Source organism: Reyranella sp., assembly GCF_965279465.1.
In the GTDB taxonomy this organism is placed as follows: domain Bacteria; phylum Pseudomonadota; class Alphaproteobacteria; order Reyranellales; family Reyranellaceae; genus Reyranella.
The window spans coordinates 6,022,121-6,041,095 of sequence record NZ_OZ257242.1; the positions used below are offsets into that span (position 1 = coordinate 6,022,121).

Below are 18,975 nucleotides of genomic sequence, written 5' to 3' on the forward strand. Positions count from 1 at the left end.
TCCCACACGCCCGTCCGGGCGATCCGCCTGCCTCTCCTAGAACCACCTCTCGGGAACACGGATCACATCACCGGGTTCCACCAGCGTATCCTCGGTGACATACTCTTCTTCCGCGCTCGTGGCGTAATAGCGCCTGATCGTAAGCCGCGTACGACCCGCCCGGCGCGTATACCCGCCGGCAATCGCCACTGCCTGGATCACGCGCAGGCAGTTCACGTAGGGGAACTGCCCCACCCGGGTGACTTCGCCGACGACGTAGAAAGGCCGCATGGCGATCAGCTCGACGCTGAGCCGGGGCGAGACGAGATAACCCTGCGAGCGGTAGCGTTCACGCAGCGTCTCCTCGAGCTCGGCGACGGTCATGCCGACAACCTGGATCGGGCCCAGCATGCGCGCCGAGATCCCGCCGGCGGCATTTACGTCGTAGTCGCCCGAGAACTCGGTATCCTGCAGAACGATGACGCGGATCTTGTCGCCCGCGCCGAGTCGATAGCCGGGGCTGCCCTTCTTGCAGTCGTTGGTCTGCGCAAGGGTGGGCCCGTTCACCGGCGGGGTCTGCGTGAAGGCCACGACATCGCGGTTCGGCGGGGTGGGCAGTTGCCACACTCCGGTCGTGCGCGTATCGCAAGCCGCCACGGCGAGCACCGCGGCCAATGTCATGGCCGCCCCGGCCAATCGGCCGGACGGGCGACGGGCGAGCTCATCGATCGGGTTTCTCAGCACCACTTCACCGCTTCGCGATCAATCGAATGGAATAGATTTGACGATCATAGGACGGGCCCAGGCTGTCGGTCGATGAGCCGTGCGAATATTCGAAGAACGGTCCGATCTGGATTTCCGGCCGGATGCTGTAGAGCAGGCCGATCTGCCCCCGGAAGAACGAGTCCGTCCGCGGATTGACGCCGGAGCCATCGACCGGACTGTAGTCGGCAACCGAGAACAGCAGCCCGCCCGAAAGCGTCCAGGCATCGTGGATGAGGTACGTGAAATCGACCGCGAATGTGGTCGAAACATAGTCCTTGTACTGACTGAGCGCCGATTGATTGATCGCCCGCGAGATATACGGCCTGAGGGTGAGCGGTGCGTAGCCCGTATAGGTACCGATCAACCCGTACGAAAGGGCCGACGTATTGCCCAAGCCGGACGCAAAGCCCGCGCTCTGGTAACCGATCGATCCTTCGAGCACGCTGATCGCATTGACCTGCCACGCCGCGCCAATCGCGAGATTCATCCCATCCGAATTGCGCGCCTGTCCCGCCGAATTGATCGCGTCGATATACCGGATCTGGTTGAGCGAAGGGGTGACGAAGACCGAGAGGTCCTCGAAGAGCTGGTAGCCGATCTTGAACGACTCGCCATACTCGAAGCGGTCGCGGCTGGCCGCCGGCAGGCCCGCGCTGCTGATCACGCTGTAATCTTGATACCAAAAGCGCGCCGCCTTCGCGGTCAACTGATAGAAAACGCGGTTGAACTGCTGATAGAGGCCGATCTCGATCGGCAACGTGTCGGCCACTGTTGGCGCCTGGGCGGAGGCCACGTTGGGTGTCCCCAGCGCCTCCGTCGAGCGGCGAAAACCCGTTACGTACGTGGCGTAGAAGTCGTTGCGAATATCGATCTTGCCGTCGACGAGCACACCGTAGTTCTGAAAATTCTGCGTCGGCGCGGCGCCGTACCACCCGATCGTGCCGCTCGCCAGGACGTGCAAAGAATGGTTGAGCCACTCCGAGCGCAGGTCGAGCGCCGGCGAAACGGTCGTGTAAAGCGATTGGGTCGTGCCAAGCGAGGCGTTCTGGGCGAAAACGTTGCTGTCGACGCCGACATTGATCTCGATCTGGGGAACAAGTGTGAAGGCCCCGAGCGTGATGCCGCCACCATCGGACGGAATGCCGCCTCCACCGCCGATTCCGACAAGGTTACCCAGGGTGGTGATGCCGCCGTAATACGGCACGCTCGTTCCAAATGGCGAGTTGACGATCGTGGTGCCGGCAGACGGAACGGTCGGCGCCGTAAGTGTTGGATCAGGCAGGGTCGCGCCCGCCCGTCTGGCGGCGTCACGTCGGAAGGAGTCGTCGGCATTGATCGTGGTGATGATCGGCGGAGCGGCGCCCCCGGGCGGCACGGCGGGTGCCACCGTCGAAGGACCGGTCGGAGCCCCTGTCGAGGGATCGGTGGGCGCCACCGTGATGGGATCGACCCCCGGTTGTGTCGGCGACTGTGCATGAGCTGCCGACACCGCGGACGACAGCAAAGCCCAGCCGACCAGCGGCGACCAAATCAGTCGCGTACGATGCGCACAAATCGTCATGGGGCTTTCATGCCATCCAGGCAACCGTCCGATGGTCGGTTGGAAGAAGTTCCGCACGGACTTGGGTCGTTCAGGTGCAGCCGCTGGCGTAAGCCTGGCACGGCGGGTTCACGGGTGGCGGAGGCGGCGGAGGCACCACCGGCGAAACGATGCAGCACGGCAGTTGCGGCGGTTGTGGCGGATTCGCCGGCGGCAGCGGGCTGACCGGTTCCGGCGGGTCCGGAGTTGGCAGCGTCGGATTGCTCGGCGGATTGCTCGGCGGATTGTAGGGCTGGGGCGGAAGCTCCGGCGTCGGCGGCGGCGGCTCCAGCACCGGGATGAACGGCGGCGACGTCGGCGTCGAATCAGGGGTGGAGGTGATCGTCGGCCCCTCCATGCCGGCCGGTCCACCCGCGAGAGGCGGTGCGGCTCCCTGCAGCGGTCCGGAACTAGGAACCGTGCTGGAGACGTCGGACGCTCCCCCAGCCGCGAGCGGTCCGGGCCCAAGCAACGGCGTGCCACCGGTCAACGATCCGCCAAGAGGCCCTTCGGTTGGAAGTACGGACCCGTCCAGAGGATTGGATCCGGCCAAGGGCCCCATGACCACCAAGTCATCCCCAGCGAGCGGTCCATCCAACGTCCCACTTACGTCCTGGCCCGAGTTCCCCGAGCCGGCACCGGCCAGTACATTGTTGCCCTGAGGATCGGTAGCCGTCATTGGTGCACTGTCTAGAGGCGGCGTGCCTGCGATCGGAGCACCGCCCTCCAGCTTCTGCGGCTCCTGGTTCGGCTGCTGGCCGGTCACCTGCGCAAACGCGATGCCACTGCCCGCCAAAACGACGGCAGCAATCAAGCTCTGCGCCTTTAATGCAATTTTATGCACTCGAGCCACCCATGTCGCCGGAAGCCTCAAGCAAGACTACCGGTGTGCAGTCTTGCAGCGGACTCGGCCCCGACCTCCACGGTCCAATCCCACCCGAATCTGCAGCCAAAATACCGAAACTTCTGCAGAATTCCAAGACACTATAGCGTTGTGCCGACCTAACGTCTTTGCTCGCCTTGCAAGTTCGCTGTCCCGCGCGTGCTGTCAGCCAACGCCTCGAGCGCCCCAGCCACTCCCTCCGGATCGCCGCAAGAGATTCGCCAATAAGGACGGCCGGACACACGGGCGAGCAAGTCGACGTCTGAATCTGCACTTCCAATGTATATAATTGGCTTTTGAGAGCCCAGGCAGGCATATATCTTCGATGGCATCACGAATCCGACGAACGCATCCTTGAGCACGACCAAGTGGGCATCTGGGGCTTTGAGCAGACCGGCCAGGCGCTCCAGCGGTACGGGGCTGGAGCGGTGAAAGGGCAGTTCGAGTGCCGACAGGCGCGCCACGATTTCTTCGGCCCCCGCCCCTGTGGCACTCAGCCACAGGCGAACCCGTCCGCTGCCGGATTGATGGTGCAGCCGGTAGCCCTCGACGAACGTCTCGACTTCGTGGGCGATTCCATAGTTGCCCGAATAGAGCAGCACGCAGGCGTCGCCGAGGTCGGCCGGCAGGGGCTCCGTCGGCTCGCCCTCCGTGAAGACCACCGGCGAGCTGTCGCGCACCAGGGCGATCCGCTCCGCCGGAATGCCGGCCTCGTCGCGCAGCCGGCGCATCTGGTCCTCCCCCAGGACTTCGAAACGACCGACCCGGCGGCGCCAGAAATTGGTCAGGCCCTGCAGCGCGCCCAGCGCGCGCGACGGCCGGTCCTGGGCCGCGATCAGGCACTCCGGGTGAAAGTCGGTGATCCGGTACACGAGTCGTCCTCGCCACAGGAACCTCAACGGCACCAGCAGATGGATGAGAAAGGGCGGCGACCCCGTGAACAGGATGCCGTCCGCGGCGCGCATCGGGCCCAGGGCCGCGCGTACCAGCCGCAGATCGGTCCAGATCGTCCACAGGAGCCGTGCAGCCAGCGAGCCGCGCGGCACCGGCTGCGTCTGCAGGCGGATCTCCATCAGGCTGCCCTCGCCGCACGGCGCGCGCACTGTCGACGTCGCCTTGCTGGAAAGTCCGAGAAGCGTCACCGCGTGGCCGCTCTCGGCGAGGCGTCGAGCACGCATCTGCATGTATTGCCCGACCGCCCCGAAATCCGGCGGCAGCCAGTCGGCAAGGATGACGACGCGCCGGTCCGTTGCCGGATCGAACGGACTTTGCTCGAACAACCCGCTCATGCCCGGCGGTTCTCGCCGATCACCGATCGATAGAGCGCGCTCATGCGTGTCGCTATTGCGTCCCAGCCATATTCGGCCACCACACTTTCATACCCTCGCTGCCCCATCGCGCGGCTCGCCGGCCCGTCGGCGAGCAAAGCGTCCAGCCCGCCGGCGATGCCTTCCGGCGACGGATCGACGACTGCACCCGCCCTCGCGTGGCGCACTATTTCGGACATGCCGACGTCCGGAACCGTGAGCACCGGCAGGCGCCGCCGCATCGCTTCGAACGCCGCCAGCCCGAAGTTCTCCGACAGGGAGGTCATGGCAAACAGCGCCGCGGCAGCAAACAACGCCTCCTTGTCGGCGCCCCCGACTTGTCGGGCGATGATCGTCACACGCTCGTCGACGCGGAAAAGCCGCGCCTTCTCGGCCAGCGTCGCGGCATGGCCGCCATCGTCGCCGGCAATGACCAGCCGCGCGTTCGGCACACGAGGCAGCGCCTCGAGGAGACGGTCCAGCCCCTTCTCCCAGCTGATGCGCCCGAACGCCAGAATGGGCGGCGCGCCGGCGATCGCGGCCGAGATGTCGGGCGATAGCGCCTGCCGCGTGGGCAAGGGCGGGTCGTCGACGCCGTGCGGGATGGTGACGACCCGCCGCAGCCGCCAGCCGAAGCTCGCGAGATGACGCGCCTCGATCGCCGACGTCGTGTGGACGGCTGCGGCGTGCTCCAGGTTCGGCCGCTCGATCAGCCTGATCCAGGCCTCCTTCACCCACCGGTTCTTGCGCCGGATCAATTCCGGAACGAGCATGCCTCGCGGCGAGACGACGTAGGGCACGCCGCGCCTCCGCGCCGCGCGGGCTGCCATCCAGGTCGGCCAGAGGTAAATGGCATGGACATGGACCAGATCGTAGTCGGCGACCCGGTCCAACAGCGCGCGCCGCATCGCCGGCGACCAGTAGAGGCGGCGCAGGATCGGGCTCGGGAAGTAGGTGACCTTGACGCCCTCGAGTTCGACCGGCCGCCCAAGAGGAACGTCGCTGTTTCCGGGGCCGTCGACACTGGTGGTGAAGACATCCGTCTCGTGGCCCTGCGCAGCAAGGGCACGGCAAAGGGCATGAACCGATCGGATCGGGCCGCCGTATCTCAGCGCCGGCAGATAGGTGGGAACGACATGCAGCAGGCGCAAAGACGGGCCCCGGAGGCTTGCGGTCACGGCATGTTCAATAGCATAGGTATCTGACGAAGGGCGTTCCCTGCATGATCAGCGGCGCGGACAGGCCGAGCTCTCGACCCATTATCGCCCGAAGGCTACCAGCCCCCTTCCTTGCCAGCACAAAGGCATGCCTCGCATCAGGAGAGCTGCGATGCCTTCGCGGAAAGCAGGCGAGCCCGGAGTATGCCGCTGTACAGATCGATCATTTCCGAGGCGACGACCTCCATTGTCCGGCTCGGCTCGATATTCGCCGTCATGCGGTCGATCTCGTTGCGATCGAGGGCCAGCCTGTGCATTGTCGCGGCCCAGGCGCCGCTGTCGTCGAACGGCAGCAGCCAGCCGTCCACGCCATCGCGGATCCTTTCGGAGATGCCGCCCAGGTCGGCGCCCATGACGGGCAAGCCCAATGCATAACCCTCCAGAACCACGAGCGGACCGGTCTCCATGTACTTCGACGGCACGGCCAGGATATCGAGCTGACTCAGGAAGCCGGGCAGTTCCTCGCGGGAGATCGGCCCGCAGAACTCGATCCGGCGGTCGTTGTCGGAGGCATCGGCGAGCCGGCGCACATACTCGGCGTCCGGGCCCTTGCCCGCGAGCAGCAGGCGGATCGGCACATCCCGCGGGATGCCAGCCATCGCTTCGACCAGCACGTGGGCGCCCTTGTACGGCTCGAGCCGGCCGACGAAGCCCACCATCAGCTCCTTGGTCGGTTCGCGGCGGGAGCGCCCTGCGGCGGCTTTCGCGAGCAGCGGCGAAACGGCCTGCCGCGAGATCGTGAACTTGTCGGCGGCGATGCCGTTGGCGGCCAGCGCGTCGGCGACCCACTGGCTGGGCGCCACGATCTTCTCGCAGAGGCCGGCCATCAGGTGCAGCTCGTGCGCCTTGGTCCGCGCGAGCGAGCGCGCCGACAGCAAGGTCATCGCCCGCGACGATCCCCTGGACGCCAGCCTGTCGCCGAGCGCGCGCGGAAGCAGCGACACACCATAGGCCAGCGTCGCGGGCAGGCCGCGCGCCTCCGCCCAGCACTGGACGCAGCGCTTTTCATCGATGCGCCCGTCGCAAGCCTGCCGGCCGTGCAGCAGCATCGTGCCGCGCATGCACAGCGGTGACGGGACGTGCATGGTGACGAGGCAGGGAATGCCCAGCTGCGCCACCTGCGACAAGTGCGTGAGACCCGCTCCGGTCGTCCAAGAATGCAGGTGAAAGATATCGGGACGATTCTCGAGGACCAGCGCCTGGAACTTGCTCAGGCCCGTCTTAGCCCCTAGCCGGGCATCGTCCGCGACCTCCGCCCAGTGGCTAGGATAACGCAGGACCGGAACACCCTCTTGGAAATATTCGTCCCGGCTGCCGTCGGTGGCGGCTATGACGTAGCCGTCGACCGAGCGGCGCGCGAGCTCCACGCAGAGGTCCTGGACGTAGACCTCCGTTCCCCCGACCTGCTCCGGAAAATAAAAGCCGACGCAGTGTGCAATACGCGGTCGCCTCGAGACAGCATGGCGAATTGCGCTGCTCATGCCGGCGGCCCGCTGAGCGGCGGTCTGCGGAAGAAAGTCAATGTCCCGATCAGCCGTTCGGTGACCCGAAAGCCTAGCCTGTCATATGCCCACCGGATCGACTTGCGAACCGGAGGCACGAACGCCGGATCCAGCTTGAAAATCCATTCGGCCGCGGCCGCCGCTACCTCGGGCTGGGTCTTCGCCAGGGTCCTCACCACCGGCCAGATCTGCGCGACCGCGGCGCGCTTGCGACGCGGCGACAACTCTCCCGCCAGCTCCAGCAGACCCACGACCTTGCGATAGACCTCGATCGTCGTCCAATCGGCCAGGTCTTTCTTGAAGCCCGCCGTCCGCTGCAGGCGTTCCTGACGGTGGTGGCGATGAACGAAGGCAGGCTTGCCGTAGACCGCCAGCCGCGGTCCCTTGATCGCCGCCTCCAGCACGAACAAGCGGTCATCGCGCAGCGCGAACTCCTGCCGGTGGGGAATGTCCGCGACGAATTCCCGGCGAAACATGAACGCCGAATAGTGGGAGAAGCTCACTTCGCCGAGTTGCTGGGCGATGAAGTCGTCGCAGTCCATCCACGGATGAAGCTCGGTGCGATCCGACCCTTCAAAGTAGTCTTCATACCCTGCAACCACGATATCGGCGTTCGTTTGCCGGGCTTGCGCGAACTGCTCTTCATTGGCCCCCGGCTTCAGCCAATCGTCGGAATCCAGGTATCGAACGTAGGTTCCTCGCGCCGCAGCCATGCCCGTAGCGACCGCCCAGTCCTTGCCCCAATTGGCCTGGTGGATGCTTACGACGTCCTTTCGCTCTTGCAACCAGCCCCAGGTCCCATCGGTGCTGCCATCGTCGACGACGATAACCTCGACGGTGCAGCCGTCCGAACGGCACGACTCCACCGCCCTCGGCAACGCCCAGAGCCTGTTGAACGTCGGAATGATGATCGAGATGTCCACCATCGAGACACGGCGCTCGGCGTCTAGCGCAAACGCTCGTCCGAGTGCAAACTCGGGATGCCATCCGACGACAATGGCACGAAGCGCATCGGAGCGCTCAACCTCAGGGCGAGATGACCGAGCCCCTGATCCTGCCGGAAATCGTAGCCGACGTCGCCCGGATTGCAGGCGGCAACAAGGAATTGTAGCGCTCCGTCGACGCGATGATCGGTTACGATGGACGTGCTCGTCGTCCGCAGGTCGATGTTGTACTCGCCAGCGGCAAGGAACAGCTCATCGAGCGCGATGGTGCATTGATACCGGCCCGCAGCGGTCGGTAGCGGCATGTTGCTGAATGTCGCCGAGGAATAGAAGCCAACCGGCAAATTGTGCTGATCGCGCAGGATGACCTCGAGCGACATACCAGGCATGCCGGTCGTCTCGACGACAACCTCGAACTGCATCGAAGTCCCAGGCACGAAATGATCTGTCACCTCTCCACCTACGTCGAGGAGCTTCGCGGAGATCAGCGCGGAATCGTTGCCGCGACCCCAATTGCGGACGTCGCCGGATCTGCTGAGCGCAGCGGTGTAGAAGGCGAGCCCGGCGTCGACCGGCCCGTCGAACGCAAGGCGGCCGCCCTGCAGCACGATACTTCGGCGCGTGAGCGCGCGCACCGCCGCGAAGTTGTGACTGACGAACAGGACGGTTCGGCCGCTGCCGGCCACTTCGGACATGCGGTTGATGCAGCGCGACTGGAACTCGGCATCACCGACCGAAAGGACTTCGTCGACCACAAGGATTTCCGCCTCGAGGTGCGCCGCGACCGCGAACGCGAGGCGGACGTACATGCCGACCGAGTAACGCTTGACGGGCGTGTCGATGAACTTTCCGACGCCGGAGAACTCCACGATCTCGTCGAAGCGGCGCCGCATCTCGACGCGGCTCATGCCCAGGATGGCGCCGTTCAGGAAGATGTTCTCCCGCCCGCTGAGCTCGGGATGGAAGCCGGTGCCGACCTCGAGCAGGCTGTTGACCCTGCCGTCCAGCTCGACCCGGCCCTCGGTCGGTTCGGTAATCCGCGACAGGATCTTAAGGAGCGTCGACTTGCCGGCGCCGTTGTGGCCGATGATGCTTACCAGCTCGCCGCGCTTGATCTCGAAATTGTTGTCGCGAAGCGCCCAGAATTCCTCTGCCCGGCCGCGATCGACGGAAGGACGCCCGGTGACCAGGTCGATCCCCTTGCGCACGAGCGAGCGGGCGCCGCTGGTTATGGCTTCCCGCAGCAAGCCGTCGCGCTCGATCTTGTGGCCGATGATGTAGCTCTTGCCGAGATTTTCGGCGCGGATGACCGTGTTGCCCATGTCAGATGAGGTCTGCAAAACGGCGTTCGATGCGCCGGAAAGTGCCGATCCCCAGCCACACGAACACGAGGGTCACCGCCAGGCCGAGGATGAAGCCCGGCCAATAAATCGGACTGTCGCCGCCCAGGATGCACCAGCGGAAGCCATCGATGATGCCGACCATCGGATTGAGATTGTAGAGCAGGCGCCATTGCTCCGGCACGACCGAGCTCGGGAACCCGACCGGCGAAACATAGAGGCCGAACTGCAGCACGAAGGGAATGACGAAGCGGAAGTCACGATATTTGACGACCACCGCCGCCGCCCAGATCGCGGGGCCAAGGCTTGTCAGCAGGGCGAGCGCCACGAACCCCGGCAGCAGCAGGATCTGCCAGCCGGGAACCACGCCATACCACAGCATAAGGCCGGCCAGAATCAGAAGACTGACGGCGAAGTCGATGACGACGACGAGCACCGTCGCGAGCGGAATGATCAGGCGTGGAAAGTAGACTTTGCTGATGAGGTTGGAGTTCGAGACGACGCTATTCGATGCATCGCCGAGGACCGACGAGAACAGCGTCCAGGGCAGCAACCCGCTGATCACCACGATCGCATAGGGGACCGCGCCGTTCGTCTGGACCTTGGCGATATGGCCGAACACCACGGTAAAGACCACGGTGGTGAGGAAAGGCCGGATGATCGCCCAGGCGATTCCGACCGCGGTCTGCTTGTAGCGGACCGAGACATCCCTCCAGGCGAGGATGAGCAGCAGTTCGCGATAGCGCCAGAGGTCCGGCCAATACTGGCGATCTGCACGCCCCGCTTCGAGGATCAGACGTCTGGACACGGGCCGGTCGAGGGGACTCATTCGATGCCCTTCTTACGCCGAAGAAATGCCGCGACGCGAGACCTACTTGCACGCCTTCGCCACGCCAGGCGCCAGGAGAGCAGCGAACTTCATCGACCCGCCGGGCGAAAAGTGCCCTTCGTCGATGAAGTCCTCGGGCGCGAAGCGATCGGCTGGAATATCCACGTATGTGTCGCCGAGCAGTCCGGCTTGCTGCTCCAGAAGAAGGTTCAGGTGCTTGATCAGCGGCCAAACCACCGCGTCAGGGACCAGCGCCACCCAGCCGCGCATCGACACGCTCACCGGCTGTGCAATGTTCATGACCTGGCCGGCCCAGATGGTCGTTATGCCACGCTGCCGATTGATGGCAGAAATCGTCCCGACGTTCCGGACGAAGATCCGATCGAGCCGAGGATCCGGCGCGGCACTGCGGTGTCCCTGTGCCGCTTCCGCCGGCCGGGCGGTATCGAAGGCCAGGACGGCAAAACGTGCCAGCAGGCTCAGGACCGGGGAGACGGAAATAAGCGGATGCTGGAGGCGCCTTGCGGCGAGAAAGTCGATCTGCCCCCGCATATGGTAGTCGGCGTATCCGCTGTCGAGGCCATCGACGTGGGCGTTCGTGATGTCATTCCATCCGATATAGTAGACCGCACAATGCGGCGGGGTTTCAAAGGCCTGCTCGTAGAAGGCCGTCTGTATCACGTGCTCTGCCGTCGTATAGCCCGGAGCACCATGATTGATGAAGACGTAATTGCGCGCCTTCAGGTTCTGTTCCAGCCGATCGCCCCAGCTCTCTCCATCCGGCGAGGCAAAATCGAGAGTCGTGGAGCCGCCGAACAGTGCCACGACGATCTTGTCCTTCAACTGGTCCGGGCTACGTTCGGGGCCACGCATGCGCTCCGAATTGATGAAGACACGAGGCCGGCCTGCGCTGTCACGGGTGCTGGGCAACGGCTGGGCTTGCAACAGCGGGTGCCAGCCATAAAGGGGCCGGTTGTAGTTGTTCGGGAAGAGTGTTGACGAGCCGGCCAGATTGCTGAGGTAGAGAAAGGCCGCCCCGAAGCCCAACCCCATCTCGACAGCCGCCAACGAGAGCACGAACGTTGCGATCCTGGGCCAAGCGGCCAGGGCTGCACCGGCGACGACGAGGATGCCGAGATAGAGAAAGTACCACCCCCGGGGCGTTCCCCAGGACAGGCCTCTCGACCCTCCCGCTTCATCCCCGCCGCGCGACAAGATGAGAATCGTCCCTGCGCCAAGCACGGCCGCGAGGACCAGGGCGGCCACTAACGCCGACGTCCGCTCGAACCGGTAAGGCTTGGTCAGGCCAAAGTGGTTCAGGATAGCTTGCTTCATGGGATCCACTGGCCTGGACGCAACGCGTGAAATGTCGTCTCGAGGGGCTCACTTCTGTTATGTCCGGGAAGAAGCGGCGCCCGCTTTTGCATGCGCCCTTGGACGGTTGAGCCAATCGAGCACGGGGGGGTAGGCGAATCTCAGAAGCGCCAGGTAAACCACCATCACCATGATGATGGCGCCGACGAGCTTGGGCAGCGATATCTCAACACCGTCGCGCCCGATCGAATAGACCAGGACCAGAACCGTCCCCTCCCGGACCATCCATGGCAGCCGGCGGAGCATGACGTTCCGGTACATCGCAGCAGTCACCAGCCCGATCGCGAATATGCCGGCCAGCATGCCCGGGAATCCGAGGTCGGCGAAGTTCTCGGCCATGTAGCCCACGCTGATCGACGTGCCTCGTCGTATCTCTTCCGTAGGATCGCCTTTGGCGAGGCGAGCGTAAACCTCCGTATCCGACAGCGGCGGCTTGTCTGGAAAAAGAAACCGCGGTTGCAAGATGTGACTGAGCGCATCGCCCCACTGCCGCATGAAGATCCGCCCGGGATCGGCTTCCTGTACGGTGATGACCGAGCCGAAGATGTCGACGTAGGCGAAGCGAACCAGCAGCGCATAGGAGGATTCGCCCCAGTTGATCTTGTCCGGGTTGAGCGCGCGGGTACCTAGATAGCCCAGCCGGTCGGACAGGGAGGACGTGACCTGCTGCGATTCATCCGAACCCGTCGCCATCTGGCGATACTCCGCCTTGACACCGGTCCAGAACAGCGCAAGCACGACCAGCGCCGCGATCCAGGCCAGCGACATCAGGCCCATCGTCGCCGTCCAGCGGATGCGCACCGCCAAGGCTGCCAGCCCGAGCTGGATGAACACGGCCTTGAAGTCGGACAGGATGCCGGTGAAGCCGGTGAGCACTTCGAACAGGAAGACGAGCAGCGCGAGCTTGGCCCCCTTCCCGGTCATCATCACCGAGGTGAAGATCAGGAACAGCACCAACGACTTGAGATGGAGCAGGGCCTGCAGCGGCTGCTCGAGGGCGGCCGCCATCGCACTGCCATAGCGCGCTGCGACCGACAGCAGGAGCGTGCCGACATAGACGATCACCAGATCTTCCGTTCGCCACAGCGTATGCGCCATGCGGGATTCCTGCGTCGGCGGCGGTATGCTGCCGAGCACGAGCCGCAGCGCCAATGCGAGCATGAAGACGCTGGCAAGCATGTACCAATAGGCGCGCTCCACATTGGGCCCGAATATGCCGCCGCCGAGCGCCTCGCCGTCGGCAAGAGTCTGCAGGACCCGGGCGTAGGTTTGCGCCCACTGCCACAGCACCAGGTAGACCACGGCAACCGGCATCGTCGGCGTACCGACCAGCCGCATCAGGATCCAGGGAAACAAACCGCCCACGGCCAGGGCCAGGGGATCCTTCGACAAGGGACTGACGACGACCAGCATGATGCCGACAACGAGAAGCACTCGCCGCAGGAACGCGTAGTCCAGGCGCGTGATGTGGATGGCCTTTGGAACGTCGGCGGCACTCATCGCGGCGGTGCGTTCACGCATCGGAGTCAAAGCCCTGAGCTCGATTGACTGGTACCGCGTAGAGCCGCGCTCCCGGCGTCGATGATACCCTGTACCGTGCGTTTCGGCGAATAGACCGCCAGCCGCATGGCAATTGCGTCGCGGGTGCGGTCTGCATCGAACGTCAGGACGGTCCCGATGGCGCGAGCCAGCCCCGGTATGTCGCCGAGGGGAAAGACGGCGCCGGTCCTGCCCTCCTCGATCAGGTCGGGAGCGCAGCCAACAGCGCTGGAAACGACCGAAGGCACGCCACAAGCCATCGCTTCGTTGACGACCAGCCCCCAGGTTTCGACCGACGGCGAGACGACCACGTCGGCGGCGGCGTAGACGGCCGGCAGCTCGCTTTGGTTGACGAATCCATGGAAAACAGCACTGACGCGTGCGTCTGTCGCAGCCTGCTTGAGCGCTGCTTCCGCTTCGCCCGCGCCGGCGAAGGCCACTTCGATCTGCCCGCCGCCACCCTGGATAACGGCTGCCGCGCGTATCACATCGTACGGCCGCTTGGACTCGACCAGCTTGCCCACGAGCAGGATCCGCCGGCGGCCGGAGGATGCAGCCGGCCTCGCCCGGCGCGCCGCTTCGCTGCCCTGGCGGAACGCGTCGTTGTCGACGCAATGCGGCGAAAAGAAGAGCTGGTCGGACCGGACACCGTAGTGCTCGAGATATTCGCGGTTACGCTGGCCGACGTACAGGAAGCGGTCGAAGCGCTCGAGGAAGCGCGGGAAAACGAGCGCCTTGACCAGCCGCAGGAGGCCACCGCGCTCGCTGGCGAACTGGGAATCGCCGCGCACCAGCACCGGCACCCTTGCCTTGCGGCAGGCGCTCACCGCCTGAAGATAGGACCGCAGGCCCCAGCCGGGCACGACGAAGGCGTCAAACCGGCCCTGCGTGATCTCCTCGGCGACGCCCGGTGTGTCGCAGCCGGCGAAGACGTCGGTCGACGGTCGCTTCGAGACGTTGGTCAGGAAGCGGCTCTCGTAGCCCGACAGCAGGTCGACATCCCATTCGAACGCCACGCCGTAACCCGCCCTGGCGTGGCCCTCGGCGGTCTGGCGATGGGCGAAAAAGACCGTCAGATCGCAGCGCTTGGCCAGTTCGCGGAAGATCGGCGCATAGTACTGGATCGGATGGCTGACCAGGAAGCCAAGGCGCAGGGTCATTTGCCGGCTCTCGCACAGGCCCGGTCGAGCGCCTCGGCCAGAGCGCGGGTCGAGGCGCGGGCCGAGAGGAACTCGAAGGCAGCGCCGTCAACGGCGCCGGAATCATACGGCGGATCATCGATCAGCGCTTCGAGGCCGGCAGCGACCGCGTCGGGTCGAGGCATGGCATCCGCGGTGAGCGGCAGCACCCGCCCTGCCCGCGCCGTCTCGATCATGCCGACGGCGGTGCTCCCGGCATGCAGTATCGCGAAGACCGGCCGCTTCGAGAGGATCGCCTGGAAGACCTTGGACGGCGTGTAGTGCTGCTCGGTCGAGCCAAGCACGAGAACGGCACTGCAATGTTCGAGATGGTTCAGCGTGTCGACGTAGCCGATGCGGTGCGGATGCTCGTCGACCATGTCGCCGACCCCGGCGTCACGGGCGCGCGGCAGCACGCGATGCCCGCTCGGATCGTCGGGCGAGGAACCCGTGCCCACGAAATGCACCCGCAGGCGCGCTGCGACGGCCGGCGCCCGCTCCCGCAAGGCGCGCAGTCCGGCAAGGAAGGCGTCGAGCACGACGATTCCGGCCGGCAAGAGCGCGCCGGCGTAGATCATGTGGAAACCGCCGTCGGCCGGATCGAACAGGAACGGCGCGCGGCGCAGCGTCGCCACCAGCTCGAAATCCTCCGACGCACTGCCCATCGGCATCGATGCTACGACGGCGTTCCGCGCCACGTCCGGGTTGCGCTCGAGCATGCCGGCGACGTAGCCCGGTGCCATGCCGGTGATCAGTGCGGCACCTCGCACCGACCACGGCTCGAGCAACGTCGCGAGCCTGTGCGACCACCAGGCGCGCGACCCTTTGCGCTCGACGCCGGGCCATACATTGACCCAGGGATCCTGGTAGTCGATGCCGAACGGTACGCCGTAGCGCCAGTGGATCAGGCGGCCGAGCGGCGCCAGGAAATTCGACGGGATCGTCACCAGCACGAAATCGATCCTCTGCTGGCGCGCGAGCCTGGCAACGGCGCGATAGCAGCCCCAGAAGGCGCGCACGCCGACGTCACCCACGAGCCGGATCGGCCGCGTCGGCAAGGTCGCGGCATGCACGATCTCGAGGCCGGGCGCGACCAGCCGCTCGAGATCGGGATCGTGCCGCTCCTCGTAGTGCGCCGGATCTCCGGTGATCACGATCGGCTCCCAGCCGAACTCGGGCAGGTAGCGCGACCACAAGCGCGCGCGATGCCCACCGACGAGATTGCTGGGCGCGAAATGACTGCTGACGAGGGCGACGCGCCCGCTCAAGCCCCGGCCCTGCCCGCGACCAGGCGCATATAGAGCTCGAGGTAGCGCGCCACCACCGCGTCGGCGGAGAAATGCTCGACCGCGCGCCGGCGGCAGGCGGCGCGATCGAGGGTGCCGACTTTCGCCACGGCCTCGCAGCCTTGCTCGATCGATTCGATCAGGAAACCTTCTATGCCCGACCGCACGATCTCGGGCAGCGCGCCGGTCGGGCAGGAGATCACCGGCGTGCCGCAGGCCAGCGATTCAGCGAAGACGATGCCGAACGGCTCGTTCCATCGGATCGGCACGACCATCGCCTTGGCGCCGCCCAGCAGCCTGTCCTTCTGCGCATCGTCCACCGCGCCGACATATTCCACGCCGTCGCGGCCGATCTCCGGCACGATCTTCTCGCGCCAGTATGCGCCTTCCGGCCCGGTGTCGGAGTGATTGCCGGCGATGATCAGGCGTTGGCCGGTGCGGCGCGCGATCTCGATTGCCCAATGCGCGCCCTTGATGTGCTCAACGCGGCTCAGGAAGACGAGCGGCGCGTCGCCCGGCACGGCCGGGCTGAAATGCAGATTCTCCGTGTCCGCGAAGTTGTGGATACCGAGCCATTCGCCGCCGCTCGGCCGGCCGATCCGGGCGATGTACTCGCTGCAGCCAGTGAAGGTCAGCATGCCCGGTGCGGCAAGTTTCGAGGCGAGACCGACGGTGCGTGGCGTCGGATCGCGTTGGAACGACATCACCAGCGGCACCGGCCCGCGCAGGTGCGGCAGCAGATAGGCGATGCGCGAGAAGCTGTGCACGAGGTCGGGCCGGAAATCGCGCCTGGCCTTCCACAACGTCCAGCTGTTCGACAGCGTGTCGGCCTTCGATTGCGAGCGCTCGCCCGGCCAGGGATAGAAGGCATCGGCTGGACAGCTCGAACCGGCCCTAGCGACAAGTCCGACCTGATGGCCCACCATCTGCAGGCGCCGCACCAGCACGTCCACGATGCGCTCGATGCCGCCATAGAGCCGCGGCGGCACCTCGATCTCGGGGTCGGCGGTGAGCAGCAGGCGCATCAGCGGCGTGCCTCCATGTAGAGCGAATACGAGGCGTGCTGGTCGCGGTCGATCGCGCCGCCTGGAAAGCGTCCCGTGCGCCAGCCCACTTCCTCGATATCGTCGAAGCCCGCCTTCTCCAGAGTGCGGCGCAGATACTCCGCATCGAAGCCGCCATAGTGCTCGCCGTTCTGCACGAAGACGTGATTCAGCGCCTCGATCTTGGTGCCGAAACTGTCCTGCGGCCGATGGCCGCCACAGCCCACGGTGTTCAGCACATCCCAGCCCGGAGCCAGATACGCTTCGATGTACTTCCTCATGTCGGGCACGACGATGCGCAGGATGCCGCCCGGCGCCAAGCAGCGCCGGCAGTCGGCCAGGAAGCGCGGCCGCTCCAGCGTCGGCTCGAGATGCTCGAAGTAATGCTCGACGTGAATACCGCGCGCCGCGCCGTCCGCCAGCGGAAGGCCCCAACGGGCATCGACCCGCATCGTGACGCCGCGCCCCGGAAAAAGATCGAGATTGATCCAGCCGTCCTTGCCGAAAGGCCCGCAACCGATATTCACCAGCACGTCGCAGCGCTGCCGGAGGGCGCGGCGCTGCGCGATCCTGCCCGGCAGGATGCGGTTCAGCATGCGCACGGCGATCGCATTCAGTTCGACGCGGAACGTCGTGAGCACCCATGGGTTGACGGGCAGGCGCGGGATCAGCCAGGCACCGAGCTGCTGCTTCAGTGTCGGCATGCCGTTCCCTGCCTTCGGCGTTCGAAGGCCGCGGCGACGGACGCCAGCAGCCCCTCCTTCTCGAACTCCCAATTGTAGCGTTCATATCCCAGCCGCAACGCCTTCGCGCGGGCGACACCGAGGTTGCCGGAAAGACGGTCGAGCGCCACCGCCATCCCGACCGGGTCGGCGAGCGAGACGACGGCGGCCGCTACGCCGAGTTCGGGCGCCAGAGCGCGTTGAGCCGGCGTGTCGCTCATCAGCACGGGTATGCCCGCCAGCAGATAGGTGAAGATCTTGTTGGTCAGGCAGAAGCGACGGTTCTCGGAGACATCCATCTCGAGCGACAAGCCGAGGTCGTAGGCGGCGGCCAACCGCACCATCTCCCGCGGTGGCGCCAAAGGCAGCACCCGCACGCGGTCGGCGATGCCGAGCGCGCGGGCCATGGTCTTCAACGTCTCGCCGTGACCCCAGGGATCGTCGCCCCGGATCTCGAGTTCGACATGGGCTGTCGTTTGGGCCATCGCCTGCAGGAAGGGTTGCAAGCCCCTGTCGAGGCCGATGGTCTGCGAGAACCAGTAGGCCCGCAGGGGCGCGCCAGGCTGACGCGGCGGAGCCGCCTGCGTCGGCGCCATGTCGAGCGGAAAGACGTTCAGCACGGTCACCGGGCGCCGCAGCTCGTAGAGGGAGGCGTAAGCCTTGCCGATCAACGGTGCGGCGGCAGTCAGGTGCCGGCAGCGAGGCAGCCACGCCCCCTCGACGATGCGCACCATCGCCATGCGCTGCGCCTCCGCCGGGTCGTCCATCCCCTCGCCGGAGTGGAAGTCCTCCGCGTCGAAGCCCAGCAACGCACCGTGCCGCTGCGCGGCGGCGCCGGCCGCCGGCAACGCGGCAACATAGTGCGCTATATAGAGATCCGCCGGCACCGCGCAGGCGGCGGCATGCAGTCCCGCCACCGGCCCGCCGTAGGCTCGCGCCGCCACCGGCACCGGCACGCGTGCGCCGGCGCCATCGATCAACCTCGCGGCCATGCTCGCCGCCACATGGACGTAACGTTCGCGCGGCGAGCGGGCCGCATGGACCACACGCCAGTGCGCGCCCGCCTCGATGCCATTGTCAAAGTCGCGCAGGCCGATCGAGTAGTCCGATACCACCACCGTGACGTCATATCCTGCGCCCTGCAGGGCATCGGCCTCCTTGACGAGCCGAGGATTGGCCGAAAGATTGCCCGGACTCACGATGCAGACGCTTCGCGGCATGGCGGGTCTACTCGCCCTGCCCGCCCGGCGGCGGCTCGAGCTCTATCCGCGCCGTGAGCCGGATGGCCTGGCTGCCACAGCCGTGGCCATGCCTGAAGTTGCAGAGAATGCCGGCAGGGCTGCAGCTGTCGACCAAGAAGTCCAGCGCCCAGTCGGCGCGATGTCCAACACTGTGCGCATGAAGGCCCAGGCGACGCCCGGCACGGTCTGCCTGTAGCGGACTGAGACGTCGCTGGCGGTCAGTGCGGCCGGCCTCGAGCATCCTCGG

17 protein-coding genes are annotated in these 18,975 nt (G+C 65.8%); 1 reads left to right on the forward strand and 16 read right to left on the reverse strand.

From position 1 onward, the window contains the following. Window positions 1–36 precede the first annotated feature (36 nt). The 16 genes from ACQY8M_RS29280 to ACQY8M_RS29355 all read right to left on the reverse strand — a co-directional run bounded on the left by ACQY8M_RS29280 (window position 37) and on the right by ACQY8M_RS29355 (window position 18,707). Complete coding sequence (locus tag ACQY8M_RS29280; RefSeq protein WP_428663371.1) at window positions 37–660, reverse strand: polysaccharide biosynthesis/export family protein; 624 nt, start codon at window positions 658–660, stop codon at window positions 37–39. 67 nt (window positions 661–727) lie between these two features. Further along, window positions 728–2,362: an outer membrane beta-barrel protein gene (locus ACQY8M_RS29285; protein ID WP_428663374.1), complete on the reverse strand. Its 1,635-nt coding sequence runs from the start codon at window positions 2,360–2,362 to the stop codon at window positions 728–730. Window positions 2,363–2,375: 13 nt separating this feature from the next. Continuing rightward, complete coding sequence (locus ACQY8M_RS29290) at window positions 2,376–2,681, reverse strand: hypothetical protein (protein WP_428663377.1); 306 nt, start codon at window positions 2,679–2,681, stop codon at window positions 2,376–2,378. A gap of 644 nt (window positions 2,682–3,325) precedes the next feature. Beyond that, window positions 3,326–4,495: a hypothetical protein gene (locus tag ACQY8M_RS29295; protein ID WP_428663379.1), complete on the reverse strand. Its 1,170-nt coding sequence runs from the start codon at window positions 4,493–4,495 to the stop codon at window positions 3,326–3,328. Further along, the gene (locus ACQY8M_RS29300; protein ID WP_428663381.1) at window positions 4,492–5,691 is read right to left on the reverse strand and encodes a glycosyltransferase; all 1,200 of its coding nucleotides are present in this window, start codon (window positions 5,689–5,691) and stop codon (window positions 4,492–4,494) included. Before ACQY8M_RS29300 ends, ACQY8M_RS29295 begins: the two co-directional genes overlap by 4 nt. Window positions 5,692–5,828: 137 nt before the next feature. Beyond that, window positions 5,829–7,211 (reverse strand): glycosyltransferase, encoded by a 1,383-nt coding sequence (locus ACQY8M_RS29305; RefSeq protein WP_428663383.1) that lies wholly within the window; start codon window positions 7,209–7,211, stop codon window positions 5,829–5,831. Next, window positions 7,208–8,158 (reverse strand): glycosyltransferase family 2 protein, encoded by a 951-nt coding sequence (locus ACQY8M_RS29310; protein WP_428663386.1) that lies wholly within the window; start codon window positions 8,156–8,158, stop codon window positions 7,208–7,210. Before ACQY8M_RS29310 ends, ACQY8M_RS29305 begins: the two co-directional genes overlap by 4 nt. Before the next feature lie 20 nt (window positions 8,159–8,178). Then, complete coding sequence (locus ACQY8M_RS29315) at window positions 8,179–9,498, reverse strand: ABC transporter ATP-binding protein (RefSeq protein ID WP_428663389.1); 1,320 nt, start codon at window positions 9,496–9,498, stop codon at window positions 8,179–8,181. 1 nt (window position 9,499) lies between these two features. Further along, complete coding sequence (locus tag ACQY8M_RS29320; protein WP_428663391.1) at window positions 9,500–10,324, reverse strand: ABC transporter permease; 825 nt, start codon at window positions 10,322–10,324, stop codon at window positions 9,500–9,502. Window positions 10,325–10,387: 63 nt separating this feature from the next. After that, window positions 10,388–11,680, reverse strand: a complete 1,293-nt coding sequence (locus ACQY8M_RS29325) for an SGNH/GDSL hydrolase family protein (RefSeq protein ID WP_428663394.1) — start codon at window positions 11,678–11,680, stop codon at window positions 10,388–10,390. 57 nt (window positions 11,681–11,737) lie between these two features. Then, a complete protein-coding gene (locus tag ACQY8M_RS29330; protein WP_428663397.1) occupies window positions 11,738–13,240 on the reverse strand; it encodes a hypothetical protein in 1,503 nt (500 codons plus the stop codon). 5 nt (window positions 13,241–13,245) lie between these two features. Then, on the reverse strand, window positions 13,246–14,418 hold the full coding sequence (locus ACQY8M_RS29335; RefSeq protein WP_428663400.1) for a glycosyltransferase family 4 protein: 1,173 nt from the start codon (window positions 14,416–14,418) through the stop codon (window positions 13,246–13,248). Beyond that, entirely contained in the window at window positions 14,415–15,704 is a 1,290-nt protein-coding gene (locus ACQY8M_RS29340) for a hypothetical protein (protein WP_428663403.1), read from the reverse strand. The genes ACQY8M_RS29335 and ACQY8M_RS29340 overlap by 4 nt, the downstream gene beginning before the upstream one ends. Beyond that, the gene (locus tag ACQY8M_RS29345) at window positions 15,701–16,747 is read right to left on the reverse strand and encodes a glycosyltransferase (RefSeq protein ID WP_428663405.1); all 1,047 of its coding nucleotides are present in this window, start codon (window positions 16,745–16,747) and stop codon (window positions 15,701–15,703) included. The genes ACQY8M_RS29340 and ACQY8M_RS29345 overlap by 4 nt, the downstream gene beginning before the upstream one ends. Next, a complete protein-coding gene (locus tag ACQY8M_RS29350; protein ID WP_428663408.1) occupies window positions 16,747–17,469 on the reverse strand; it encodes a class I SAM-dependent methyltransferase in 723 nt (240 codons plus the stop codon). Before ACQY8M_RS29350 ends, ACQY8M_RS29345 begins: the two co-directional genes overlap by 1 nt. Further along, window positions 17,457–18,707 (reverse strand): hypothetical protein, encoded by a 1,251-nt coding sequence (locus ACQY8M_RS29355; protein ID WP_428663411.1) that lies wholly within the window; start codon window positions 18,705–18,707, stop codon window positions 17,457–17,459. The genes ACQY8M_RS29350 and ACQY8M_RS29355 overlap by 13 nt, the downstream gene beginning before the upstream one ends. Between ACQY8M_RS29355 and ACQY8M_RS29360 the strand changes: the two genes are divergently transcribed. Continuing rightward, window positions 18,706–18,924 carry a hypothetical protein gene (locus ACQY8M_RS29360; protein WP_428663413.1) on the forward strand — a complete coding sequence of 73 codons (219 nt, stop codon included), beginning with the start codon at window positions 18,706–18,708 and terminating at the stop codon, window positions 18,922–18,924. The genes ACQY8M_RS29355 and ACQY8M_RS29360 overlap by 2 nt on opposite strands. Window positions 18,925–18,975: the final 51 nt, after the last annotated feature.